Origin of the sequence: Mesorhizobium sp. M2A.F.Ca.ET.043.05.1.1 (assembly GCF_003952445.1) — a bacterium.
Taxonomy (GTDB): Bacteria; Pseudomonadota; Alphaproteobacteria; order Rhizobiales; family Rhizobiaceae; genus Mesorhizobium.
This window is the reverse complement of the sequence record NZ_CP034446.1, coordinates 4,390,469-4,402,105: the sequence shown is the minus strand read 5'-3', so window position 1 is coordinate 4,402,105 and position 11,637 is coordinate 4,390,469. Positions and strand designations below refer to the sequence as shown.

The following is an 11,637-nucleotide window of genomic DNA, read 5'->3' as shown; positions in this document are numbered from 1 at the left end:
GGAACAAACAAAAGGCCCGCGGCGGCGCCGCGGGCCTTTCCATGTGAGATCGCAGCTTCGATCAGAACGAGCGCTGGAAGCGGACGATGCCGCCGACGCTGTTTTTCTTGTCGGCCTTGGTCCAGTTGAAATCGTCGGCGTCGCCGAACTTGCCGTCGTGGACATAGTCAACTTCGGTCGTGATCGTGAAGCCGGGAACGATCGTATAGGCTATGTTTGCCGCGACGGCGGCGTTCTTGGCATCATCAGCCGAGACCTGAAGGTTGAAGGCAGTCTTTTCGTTGAACTTGTAGGTGCCGCCGCCCCAGACTGCCCAGTTGCCGCCCCACGGCTTGTAGAAGCCGCGGCCTCGACCTGGGATCGCGTAGGCCGGATCGTTGAGATTGTCGTCGGTACCATAGCCGCCCATGATGAACAGCGACAGCTCTTTGCTGACATTGACATCCAGGCGGACCTTGCCGGCCACTTCCTCGTAGTTGCTGTCATAGGCGACGACGCCGGTGATCGCACCCCAGTCGCCCTTGTACTTCAAGCCGCCGACCACATGGGGAACATAGCTGTCGATCGTGCCGGAAATGCCCGTGGAGCCCGTAGTGTCCGAGCCTTCTTCGAGCGAAATCACGCCCGTGATGCCGCTGCCGGCGTCGAAATAGTAGCTGACAACGTTGGTATCTTTCTGGCCGTAATGGATCAGCGTGTCCTGAATGACGTTGCCGGCGTAGCCGATAAACGCGTCATACGGCGATTCATCCTTACCGACTCGCAGTCCGCCGAGCTGAATCCAGGCGAAGCTCAGCGAAACACTGGTGGCGCCGCCGTTCGGAAAGTTGAATTTGGTCTCGGTGTAGGTCTTCAACGTACCAAGCTCGGTTTCCTGGCCGGTCCAGGTCTTCAGGTTGAAGCGGGCGTTCTTCTTCCAGGTGTCCTGGGCGTCGCCGTCTTCATGGTCGGTGGCCGTGCGGCCGTCGAACGAGCCGACATCGCCCACGCCGGCGTCGTAGCGGATGTAGCCGCCAACGCGCAGGCAGGTCTCGGTGCCGGGGATGTAGAAGTAGCCGGCGCCATAGACGTCGCAGACCTTCACGTATTCGGCCGGTTCCGGCTCGGCGACGGTGACCGCGTCGGCGGCGCGGGCGCCCGAAACTGCGATCAGGGCCGCAGCTGAGCCGAGAAGAAGGCTCTTGATGTTCATTTTCTTGAATCTCCAGTCAAAGGTTCAAGACAGGCCTGACATGCCGTTCGGCTTCTGCCACCCCCGTCCCCATCGTTGAAAAAACACGCGCACCGGGCGCCGCTTCTTCGCTCCGGACATGGCCCAATCGGCGATCGCGCACAACAGAGATTGTGTCGGAAGGGCGGCCTTATAGACTATTGAAAAGGTCTTGTTGCCCAAATATCACGTCATATATTTGTAAAATTGGCACAAATTGCACAATTTATACAATCGGAACGCCAAGGAATCCTGTAAATGTGCAAAATGTGCCAATTATTACAGTTATATGACGCCTAATTATCCGGCGAAATTCTTTCGCTCGGTTGGGTGGGAACCGTGCCGCCGAGCCAGCTCAGGACACGGTGCGCGCGGCGCGGACGACGTCCGCGACCATGTCTTCCCTCAACATCTCTATAGGGACGCGGCCATTAAGCTCGGGCGCGGGGCGGGTCAGCCAGAACCAGGCAAGCCTCGGATTGCCGATCGCCGACAGCACGTCGCTTACGCCCAGGACCGGCCTGCCGTCGACGAACTGGGCCAGTGGGAAGACATGTTTGCGGCCGCCCTTGCGCAACGCGACGACCTCGCCGCGCCTTTGCCAGCGATGCAGCGTCGAGCGCGGGATGCGCAGCTTCTCTTCCAGATAGGTCGAGCCGGCGACTTCGCCTGACCAATCCTCAAGCAGCATCGATTGAAGACCGGCCGCGCGTTCCGCGATATTCTGAAGCCGTCCCGCTCCCGGCGGCGCGCGCCCGGAAGCCTGATCGGACAGCATCGGATTTCCGCTTGCGATTCTGTCCGGCACCGTCCGGAAGAACTCGGAGATGAGCACGGTCCAATCGGCCTTCAAGGAATCGATCGCATGGCGCTGCGCCGGCGGCAGGAAGGGGAGGGCGGCCGCCACGCTGCCGGCGAGCACACTGGCTGAAACCAGGGCCTGTGCGTCCAGCAGGACACCGTGCTGCATCAATGTCTGCTGCACGGCTTCGGTCACTAGGCCTGCCAGGGCCTCTTGCGAAATCCCCTCGGGCGGGGTCTGAAGTTTGGTCATGCGTTCGTCTTGTGGCCCGCGCTCCTCCCAGACGCCGGCGGCTGCTGAAATTCTATCGCGGAAAGCACAGATTGCGGCAGCATTGGACGCCGCGGCCCGGCTGGTTGCTGGCTTGCATCTCTTCACACCCCTGGTCTGGCGTGCCGAAATGTCAGTCGCGGAACGCCCTATCTTTGCGTGTAGGAGCGCTCTGTGACAGGGGCGCGACAGCTGCCGTTCTTCCTTCTCCCCTTGTGGGTCCGAAGGACGGGCGAGGCCAGCGACTCGCCCCGGGCGGTGGCTCGGCGCGCAGCGCCGAGGCGGATGGTGCTCCAGCTTGGTGCGGTTACCCCTCACCCGGATTGCCATCCGATTTGTAAGGACAAATCGGGGCAATCCGACCTCTCCCACAAGGGGAGAGGTGAAAAACTTTAGAGCAGCCCTGCCTGCTCGGCCTCGCGGCGGAGATTCTGGCGCGGGCGCGGGCCGATCTGTTGGATCACCAGCCCGGCGGCCAGCGAGCCGAGGTCGCCGCAATCCTTGAGGCTGCGTCCGGTCGTGTAGCCATAAAGGAAGCCGGCGGCATAGAGGTCGCCGGCGCCGGTCGTATCGACCAGTTCCTTAATCTTCGTCGCCTCGATGGTGACGGTCTCGTCGCCGCGCACGATCACCGAACCTTTTTCGGAACGGGTGACGGCAGCTATTTTGCAGTCCTTGCGGATGGCGTCGAGCGCCTCCTCGAAGGAAGCGGTCTGGTAGAGCGACTTGATCTCGTGGCTGTTGGCAAAGACGATGTCCACGGTGCCTGAGCGCATCAGCTCGAGGAACTCGTCGCGATAGCGGTCGACGCAAAAGGAATCCGACAGCGTCATCGACACTTCGCGGCCCGCGGCGTGCGCCAGCTTGGCGGTCTGGCGGATGGCCTCCTTGGCGCGCGGCGGATCCCACAGATAGCCCTCGAAATAGGTCACCCTGGCGCCGGACGCCTTGTCGGCCTCGACATCCTCGGGCCCAAGCTCGATGCAGGCGCCGAGATAGGTGTTCATCGAACGCTCGCCGTCGGGCGTGACGAAGATCATCGAGCGTGCGGTCGGCGGCTCGCCCGTGAGCGGCCTGGTGTCGAAGGCCACGCCCTGGGCGTGGATGTCGTGCGTGTAGATTTCGCCCAGCGCGTCGTTCGACACCTTGCCGAAGAAGGCGGCGCGCCCGCCGAGACTGGCGACGCCGGCCGCCGTGTTGCCGGCGCTGCCGCCGGAAGCCTCGATCGCCGGTCCCATGCGGCTGTAGAGCAATTCGGCGCGCCTGGCGTCGATGAGGTTCATCGCCCCCTTGATGATGCCGTTGGTCTCGAGAAAAGCCTCGTCGCACTGCGCGATGATGTCGACAATGGCATTGCCGATGCAAAGCACGTCATATTCCGGCATCAAAATCTCCGCCAAGAACCCACCCCGGCTATCTGGCATGCCGGCCGGGCGCGGGTCTAGCGAGTTGCCGCTGCTTTGCCTACCCCGAAAATCGCCATCGCCTTCCATGACGCCGAACTCGCCGCCGATTGTTCACCGGCTGCGGCAGCGTTCGCATCGAACTGGCTCATATCGGCGGCCGCCCTCGCCGCTATGGTTTCACGGCGATCGAAACATTTCCGCGCCGCTATCGGCTAGAAGCGGATTGTTTCCGCAGACGGAAGGCGCAGAAATGTCCGAAAAGACCGAAATGTCCACCGACCTCGCGCTGCTTGGCGCTCTGGCGGTGCTGTGGGGCGCCTCCTACACCTTCATCAAGATCGGCGTCGAGACGATCCCGCCTGTCACCTTCATCGCCGCCCGGACGCTGATCGCCGGGGCCATTCTGCTCAGCGTCATCCGCTGGCGCGGCCTTGCCATGCCTGCCGATGCGGCAACATGGCGTCGGTTCGCTTTCCAGGCCTGCCTCAACAGCGTCGTGCCCTTCACCCTGATCGCCGCCGCTGAACGATCGGTGGATGCCGGCCTCGCCACCATCCTCAACGCGACATCGCCTATCTTCACTTTCCTGCTGACGGCCTTGATCACGCGCCATGAGCCCGTCACGGTGCGCAAGCTCGTCGGCGTCGGGGCTGGCATCGTCGGCATCTGCCTCATCATCGGCACGGAGGCGCTTGGCGGGCTTGGCCGTCAAATGTGGGCGCAGCTTGCGATCGTCGTCGCGACGGTCTCCTATGCCGGAGCGGCAATCTTCGGCCGCGGCTTCAAGGGCCTCGATCCGATGATCCCCGCCGCGGGTTCGATGCTTTGCGGCGCGGTGATGCTCGTGCCGCTCAGCCTGATCGTCGACCGGCCATGGACGCTTGCGCCGTCGGTCGCATCGATCCTGGCCCTGCTCGGCCTGTCGGTCTTCTCAACGGCGCTGGCCTTCGTCATCTATTTCCGCTTGATCCACACACTGGGCTCGGTCGGCACCACTTCGCAGGCCTATCTGCGGGTGCCGATCGGCGTCGGCATCGGCGCCGTCTTCCTGGGCGAAAGCCTGGGGCCGGCCGCCTGGGTCGGCATGGGTTTCGTCGTCGCCGGCGTTGCGGCAATGACCATTCCGGCCAGGCGGGCAGGAGCGATCACGGGAAAAGCGTGAAGGCCGGGCGACGATTTCCCCTTGCAGTTGCGCCGCTCTTCCTCGCCGCCTATCTCGGGGACGTCGTTTCTCGATGAGGGGTCTGCACCCACCGTGATCCTAGATGCTGCCCGAGCCGCCGCCAGCCGGCTGTTCTCGCCTGAATTCCGCTTCGTCTTCCTCAAGACGCTGGGGCTGACGCTGCTTGCTCTGCTGGCGCTGTGGGCCGGCCTGGAGAGCCTGCTCGAATGGCTGGCCTGGCCATGGCTGCAGACGCTGCTGCCGGGCCTGCCGTCCTGGGCCGGGTGGCTGGGCGGCATCGTTGCCGGCATCGTCCTGGCCGTGGGATTGGCCTTGCTCATCGCGCCTGTGACGGCGATCGTTGCCGGCCTGTTCCTCGACGATATCGCCGAAGTGGTCGAGCGCACCGACTATCCAGACGATCCGCCCGGCCGCGCCGTGCCGGCGCTGCATTCGCTTGTGCTCGCCATCAAATTCTTCGGCGTGGTCGTCCTCGGCAACATCGTCGCGTTGCTTTTGCTTCTGGTGCCGGGCGTCAACATTGCCGCTTTCTTCATCGTCAACGGCTATCTGCTGGGCCGCGAATTCTTCGAATTCGCCGCCATGCGTTTTCGCCCCGAGGCAGAGGCCAAGGCGCTGCGCCGCAAATATGCCGGCACGGTGTTCCTTGCCGGACTGGTCATTGCGGTGTTCCTCGCCGTTCCGCTGCTCAACCTTGTGACCCCGCTATTCGCGGCTGCCATGATGGTGCATTTGCACAAGGCGGTTTCGGCGCGGGGCCTGGTCTAGTCCTGCTCCTTGCCCTCCCGGAACAGCGCCTGCAGCTTGCCGAACGGCATCGCCGCCCGGGTGAAGCCGAAAGTGCCGTCCTGCTGGATTTCGCGCGCCGCCGTCTCCAGCATGCCGTAGGCGAAATTGGTCAGCCACGGTCCGAGCGAGATGCGCTTGACGCCGGCCATGGCGAGGTCGGCGACGGTGAAACCGGGGCGGGCCATCACATTGACCGGCCGGCCCACCGACGAGCAGATGGTGCGCACCATGTCGACGTCGCCGATCCCCGGCGCATAAAGCACGTCGGCGCCGGCTTTCTCGAAGGCCTGCAGCCGCTTGATGGTGTCGTCGAGGTCGGTCCTGCCCCAGAGGAAATTCTCGGCCCGCGCGGTGAAGACGAAATCGTGCTTGAGCGCCCGGGCCGCCTCGACGGCGGCCGCGACGCGCTCGGTCGCATGAGAGAAATCGTAGATCGGGTTGGCGGGGTCGCCCGTGTGGTCCTCGATCGAGCAGCCGGCGAGCCCGGCGGCTTCCGCCGCGAAGATGGTTTCGGCGGCCTGCTCGGGGCTGTCGCCCTTGCCGCGTTCGAGATCGGCCGAAACCGGCAGGTCGGTTGCCGCGGTCACGTCGCGGCAATGGTGGATCATGGCTTCGAAGGTCACGGCGCCGTCAGGCAGGCCGCGCGAGAAGGCGAAGCCGGCGCTGGTGGTCGCCAGCGCTTTGAAACCGAAAGAAGCCAGAAGCTTGGTCGTGCCTATGTCCCAGGGGTTGGGCATGACGAAGGTGGAGGCATGCAGATCGCGAAAAATCTTGCCCTTGTCCATGGCGAGTCCTCAATCATGAGCGGGGTCCTGCGAGGAATTTATCGCGGCCGTTCGACGCGGGCAAACGAATGCGCTTGGATCAGAAGCGTTTCTCGTTCTCTGCTGACAAACGTTTGAAGGCATCTGAATCCGCCACGTAGCGCGACGTTTTCTTGTTCCAGTGATAGGTGACGGAAACGTCGTGCGAGACCGCCTTGGGCGCCGGCTCCTCGCAGCTTTCACCGCTGGGGTTCGTGGCGTCGGTCACGGTCACCCTGATCGCTGCATAGGGCTTTTCACTTCCGCGCGTCTGGAAGGAAAGGTCCTGAGTGCGTTTGTAGGCGCAGACATTCTCGTCGAAAGTGTTGATCTGGTCGATCGGTTCGAAGCGATCGTTGCGGACCAGGATCAGGATCGTGCCGACATAGCCCTGGTTCGAATTGAAATGCGTGCTCATGGTAATGAGCGCGTCGTCGCCGGGACCGATCGCGAGCTTTCCCGGATCGCGAAAATAAGTGCTCTGGTCGGTTCCGACATTGACGGCGTCGAGCAGCTTCGGCTTGCCGGTGAGGTCGTAGAGCGCCAGCACGGCAAATCCCTCGGCGCTGTCTTGCGCCCGGCCGAGGTCGAAAAGCATCGCCAGCCGCTCCTTGCCGCCGGCCTTGATGGCCAGCACCGCAGCATTCGGCAGGTTAATGGTTTCGGGCGGCGATCCGCCATCGTTGCCGCCGAGGATGTCACGCATCTCGATCGGCGCGCTGCCCTTATAGAAACCGTCGTCGCCCGCGGCCAGATCAGGAACGATCATTTTCGCGAGATCGAGATAGGTGACGCCCTGATGTCCGGGAGTGGCGCTGCTTAGTTCCGGAAAACTGACGGCCTGGGCGCGCGCGACCGTCCATATGGAAGGCAGCAGCAGGCAGGCGAGCATGAGACGGGATAGAATGGAAATCATCGAAAACACCCCCGGGGCCGCACGCTAGCACGGAGTCCTGAAGCGTACAGCTGGATCAGCGGATCGGTACCAGGCCAGCAAGTTCCCGCATGTCGTCGAACAGGATACCGCCGGCCGCCGCCAGGCCGTCGCGGTCGGTGAATGGATCGGCGTAGTAGGAGAACACCCGCATGCCGGCGGCAATGCCGGCTTGCGTTCCCGCGACGCTGTCCTCGATGACGATGCAGTCGGCCGGCGCGAAGCCCGTCGTCCTTGCCGCATGCAGGAAGAGGTCCGGGAACGGCTTGCCGCGCCCGACCATGGTCGAGGAGAACATGGCATGCTCGAACAGCGGCAAAAGCCCGGTTTGGCCGAGGGTGATATACATTTTCGAGACCCGAGCCGAGGAGGCGACGCAATAGGCGATGCCGGCCGCGCGGACGGCTTCGACGAACTCACGCACATAAGGGACCGCCTCGACGCCGTGCGAAAAAAGATCCGGCAGGCCGGCATTCCAGCGCTCGACGAAGTCGGCGCCGAGCCTCACCGCGGTCGCCTCTTCGATCTCTTTCTGCACTGAGACCATGCTGCGGCCGGAAAAATGCCTGCGGCAATATTCGAAGCTGGTCGTGAAACCTGCGGCTGTGAGCCATTCGGCGAGGCGTCTGTTGGCAAGGTTCTCGGTATCGACCAGAACCCCGTCGCAGTCGAAAATGACCAGCTTTGGAACTTGCATCAAGCCGTGCCGGTCGACCCGAAACCGCCGGCGCCGCGCGTCGTGCCGCCGGCCAGCGCGCGCTCTTCGACCGTAACCTGGGTCACGGCGGCAAAGACGATCTGGGCGATGCGCATGCCGCGCGTCACCGCGAAATCCTCATCGCCGAGATTGACCAGCAGCACCTTCACCTCGCCGCGATAGTCGCTGTCGACGGTGCCTGGCGAGTTGAGGACGGTGAGGCCATGCTTGAACGCAAGGCCCGAGCGTGGCCGCACCTGGCCTTCCATGCCTTCCGGGATTTCCAGGACAAGCCCCGTCGGTACCAGCGCGCGTTTCCCTGGCAGGATGAGCAGCGGCCGGTCTTCCGGCACCGCGGCCCGCAAATCCATGCCGGCGGCGCCCGCGCTCTCATAGGCCGGCAGAGGCAGGCCTTCGCCATGCGGAAGCCTGACGAAACCGACGGTGGGGCCGATGACGGAGGAAGAATGGACAGCCGTGCGCATGAGCCCATTCCTATGGGAGCGAATGCCGATTCGGTCAACTCGACCGTGACGCTATCCAAGGCTTTCTTTGAGGCGTCACGATGACTTCGCCTTCCAGGTGAAGAAGACAAGATCGTTGCGCTGGTGGAATGCTCATTTGGTGATTGGCGATAACGCCCATCACGTCGTCATCCTCGGGTCTACGCTCCGCTACGCGTCGCTCCGCCCGCGGATGACGAAGAGGCCTTGGCTACCTCAACGCAGTTCCACCGGCACCACGGTCGTCTCCTTGATCTCCTCCATGACGAAGGAAGCCGAGACGTCCGACAATGCCACCTTTGCGATCAGCCGCTGGTAGAGGCGGTCATAGGCCTTCACGTCGGCGACGCGGGCCCTCAGCACATAGTCGAGGTCGCCTGACATTCGATAGACGCCGGTGATCTCGGGAAAGCCGGTCACCGCCGCTCGGAATTTCTGCAGCCAGTCCGGGTCATGATTGGAGGTGCGGATCAGAATGAAGACGGAGAGGCCGAGTCCCAGCTTCTCGGCATCGACCAGCGCGACGCGGCCGGTAATGATGCCGTCCTCCTCGAGCCGTTTGACGCGTCGCCAGCAGGCGTTGCGCGACAGCGCCACCCGCTCCGACAGCTGGTCGACGGAAAGCGTGCCGTCGCGCTGCAGTTCTGCCAGCAATCTTCGATCGATGGCATCGAGTTCCGTCGACATATTGGGATGAATGTCCCACAAAATAGCAAAAAGCAAGGACGAAATGGGACCTATGAACCAAAGCCCTGTGGCACGTTACTCATCATCGGGGCTCATCCCGGCAGGAGGGATAACCATGACGACCAGGCTTACGGCACTCTTCACCGCTCATCCGGCCAAGGTCGGCGAGACCTATTTCGGCCACATGGCCTTTGCCGCCTGGTTCTGCTCGCGCTTGTCGATGGCGGCCGGTGCCGCGCTCGTTCACGCTTTCTTGCCATTTCTGTTCGAAACTACGGCGAGCCGAATCGTTCGCGAGCTCTATGAGCGCACGCACAATCGAGGCTCACACGCGGTCAAGGAGCCTCAGGCTCTGATGGACCGCGCCTAGGAATGGTGGAAAGCGATGTGCCGGTGGGCGGCCTATCTCGGTGAAGCGGTCTTCCTCGAAGACATCATCACCGCGCCCTGCCATTCGCTGATCGCCCAGAGCCATTGCGCCCAGGAAGCCAAGTCGCCAACCAATGGCGACGGTTTTGGTCTGGCGTGGTATGGCGACCGGCCGGAGCCCGGCCTCTATCGCGACATCCTGCCGGCCTGGTCAGATCCAAATCTGAAAAGCCTCTGCCGGCAGATCAAATCCGGCTTGTTCCTTGCCCATGTCCGCGCGTCGACCGGTGGCGCCACCAGCCGCATGAACTGTCACCCCTTCATCTCCGGCCGCTGGTCGTTCATGCATAACGGTCAGATCGGCGGCTTCGAGAAGATTCGCCGCGCGCTAGAGAACTCGCTCGCCGACAAAGTCTTCGACCAGCGCGAGGGCACGACCGATTCCGAGCTCTTCTTTCTCCTGATGATCGACCAGGGGCTGGCGACGGACCCGCAAGGCGCGGTGTCGCGGGCAACCGGCCGCGTCGTCGAAGCCTCGCGCCGTGCCGGGATCGAGCCGGCCCTGAAACTGACGGCCGCCTTTTCCGATGGCGAAACGCTCTACGCCGTTCGCTATGCCACCGACAACCATGCGCCGACGCTCTACACCGGCGCCTTCGCCAGGCGCGCCGGCCATTGCATCGTCTCCGAACCCTTCGACCGCGACGGCGGCGACTGGCAGGCGATCCCGCCATCGAGCTTCGTCACCATGACGAGGAGCGGCACCAACATCCGGCCGTTTGCGCCGGCGGCCCGGTTGGCAATGGCGGTGTAGTCGGAAATAGCGCAACGTCGCGGGACAGTGCCAGCTTCTACACCCTGTCGCAATTCCAATCACGACGGTGGGGTTCGTCGCCCCGCGGCTTACCGGGCGAAGCGCGACAGCGCGTAAGGCGCTAACAGCACATCGCGCTCGCCCTCCAGAATCTCGCGGGCGGCGAACAATCCCACGGCCGGCGCCAGCGTGATGCCCGAATGCATGACGGCGATGTAGAGGCCGCCGACCCCATCGGCGCGGCTGACGATCGGGAAGCCGTCGGCCGGAGTAGGGCGGTAGCCGACGGTGTGAAAATCAAGCTCCAGTCCATCCGCGCCGCGCAAGGCTGCCTTGGTGATCGCAAACAGCTCCCGCGCGGTGGCTTCCGCGTTTTCGCCCGGATCGCCGCCAGCGAAATCCGAGCCGGCGATGATGCGGCCCTCGGCCGTCTGGCGCATGTGCAGTCTCTCGGCATGCACCAGCCCGTTGAGCAATTTCCTGTGGGGCCGGGAGTGCACGATGAGGCCTGGCGGCGTGTCGAGCGGCAGCTCGATGCCGGCTGTCGCGGCAATGGCCGGGGAGCCCGCACCCGCCGCCACGACAATTTCTTCGGCGCTGAGGGTTTCGCCCGAAACAACCGCGCCTGTCACCTTGCCAATCGATAGGGTCAGCCTGTCCACAGCGCCAACAATTACCCGCGCGCCGAGCCGTTCGGCGTCCGCTAGAAGCGCCTTGGCGGTTGCCACCGGCTCGGCGACGCCTTCCTCCGCGACGTAGACGGCGAAATCGGGAGGCGCGACGAGGTTGGGCTCGATCTCTCCCGCCCGCTTGGCGTCGACGCGCTCGATGCCATAACCCCATGACGAGTGTTCGGCGGCATAGGCTTCCAGCCTGTCGGGCGGCAGGTCGAAGCACAGGCCGCCGCACCAGGCGAGCGGCAATCCCGGCACGTCCTTCGCCAAGCGCGTCCACTCGGCCATGGCGCGGATGCGCAGCCGGAAATAGATCTCGGGATTGCCCCAGCTTGCGTTGATCCATGCAAAGGAATTGGGCGTCGCGACACCGCCGGCGCCACTCCCGGAAACGACCGTCACCCCCGCGCCGGCTTTCGTCAGGTGCCAGGCGATAGAAGCGCCGATGATTCCGGCGCCGATCACGATGACTTGCTTTGGACTGCTCATGTGGTCC

13 protein-coding genes are annotated in these 11,637 nt (G+C 63.7%); 4 read left to right on the top strand and 9 right to left on the bottom strand.

Going from position 1 to position 11,637, the window contains the following annotated elements; all coding sequences use genetic code 11:
- Positions 1 to 61: 61 nt before the first annotated feature.
- The 3 genes from EJ069_RS21345 to EJ069_RS21335 all read right to left on the bottom strand — a co-directional run bounded on the left by EJ069_RS21345 (position 62) and on the right by EJ069_RS21335 (position 3,667).
- Entirely contained in the window at positions 62 to 1,192 is a 1,131-nt protein-coding gene (locus EJ069_RS21345; RefSeq protein WP_126062985.1) for a porin, read from the bottom strand.
- 373 nt (positions 1,193 to 1,565) lie between these two features.
- Entirely contained in the window at positions 1,566 to 2,264 is a 699-nt protein-coding gene (locus EJ069_RS21340; protein WP_126062984.1) for an antitoxin Xre/MbcA/ParS toxin-binding domain-containing protein, read from the bottom strand.
- Positions 2,265 to 2,674: 410 nt separating this feature from the next.
- Positions 2,675 to 3,667 (bottom strand): adenosine kinase, encoded by a 993-nt coding sequence (locus EJ069_RS21335; protein WP_126062983.1) that lies wholly within the window; start codon positions 3,665 to 3,667, stop codon positions 2,675 to 2,677.
- A 271-nt stretch (positions 3,668 to 3,938) separates the two neighbouring features.
- On the opposite strand from EJ069_RS21335, the gene EJ069_RS21330 reads away from it, so the two are divergent.
- Positions 3,939 to 4,850, top strand: coding sequence for an EamA family transporter (locus EJ069_RS21330; protein WP_126062982.1), 912 nt, complete (start codon positions 3,939 to 3,941; stop codon positions 4,848 to 4,850).
- Positions 4,851 to 4,943: 93 nt separating this feature from the next.
- Positions 4,944 to 5,639 (top strand): sulfate transporter family protein, encoded by a 696-nt coding sequence (locus EJ069_RS21325; protein WP_126062981.1) that lies wholly within the window; start codon positions 4,944 to 4,946, stop codon positions 5,637 to 5,639.
- On the opposite strand, the gene EJ069_RS21320 is transcribed toward EJ069_RS21325, so the two are convergent.
- From EJ069_RS21320 to EJ069_RS21300, 5 genes are all read right to left on the bottom strand, one after another.
- A complete protein-coding gene (locus EJ069_RS21320) occupies positions 5,636 to 6,445 on the bottom strand; it encodes an oxaloacetate decarboxylase (RefSeq protein WP_126062980.1) in 810 nt (269 codons plus the stop codon). The genes EJ069_RS21325 and EJ069_RS21320 overlap by 4 nt on opposite strands.
- Positions 6,446 to 6,524: 79 nt before the next feature.
- Positions 6,525 to 7,379, bottom strand: coding sequence for a hypothetical protein (locus tag EJ069_RS21315; protein WP_126062979.1), 855 nt, complete (start codon positions 7,377 to 7,379; stop codon positions 6,525 to 6,527).
- Positions 7,380 to 7,434: 55 nt separating this feature from the next.
- Entirely contained in the window at positions 7,435 to 8,094 is a 660-nt protein-coding gene (locus tag EJ069_RS21310) for an HAD family phosphatase (protein ID WP_189475911.1), read from the bottom strand.
- Complete coding sequence (gene dut, locus EJ069_RS21305) at positions 8,094 to 8,579, bottom strand: dUTP diphosphatase (RefSeq protein ID WP_126062977.1); 486 nt, start codon at positions 8,577 to 8,579, stop codon at positions 8,094 to 8,096. The genes EJ069_RS21310 and dut overlap by 1 nt, the downstream gene beginning before the upstream one ends.
- 234 nt (positions 8,580 to 8,813) lie before the next feature.
- Positions 8,814 to 9,284, bottom strand: a complete 471-nt coding sequence (locus EJ069_RS21300) for an Lrp/AsnC family transcriptional regulator (RefSeq protein ID WP_126062976.1) — start codon at positions 9,282 to 9,284, stop codon at positions 8,814 to 8,816.
- Between the two features lie 115 nt (positions 9,285 to 9,399).
- Between EJ069_RS21300 and EJ069_RS21295 the strand changes: the two genes are divergently transcribed.
- Positions 9,400 to 9,654, top strand: coding sequence for a DUF6356 family protein (locus EJ069_RS21295; protein WP_126062975.1), 255 nt, complete (start codon positions 9,400 to 9,402; stop codon positions 9,652 to 9,654).
- A gap of 15 nt (positions 9,655 to 9,669) precedes the next feature.
- The gene (locus EJ069_RS21290) at positions 9,670 to 10,467 is read left to right on the top strand and encodes a class II glutamine amidotransferase (RefSeq protein ID WP_126062974.1); all 798 of its coding nucleotides are present in this window, start codon (positions 9,670 to 9,672) and stop codon (positions 10,465 to 10,467) included.
- A gap of 89 nt (positions 10,468 to 10,556) precedes the next feature.
- Here the strand turns inward: EJ069_RS21290 and EJ069_RS21285 are convergent, their stop codons facing one another.
- Complete coding sequence (locus EJ069_RS21285) at positions 10,557 to 11,630, bottom strand: FAD-binding oxidoreductase (protein WP_126062973.1); 1,074 nt, start codon at positions 11,628 to 11,630, stop codon at positions 10,557 to 10,559.
- Positions 11,631 to 11,637: the final 7 nt, after the last annotated feature.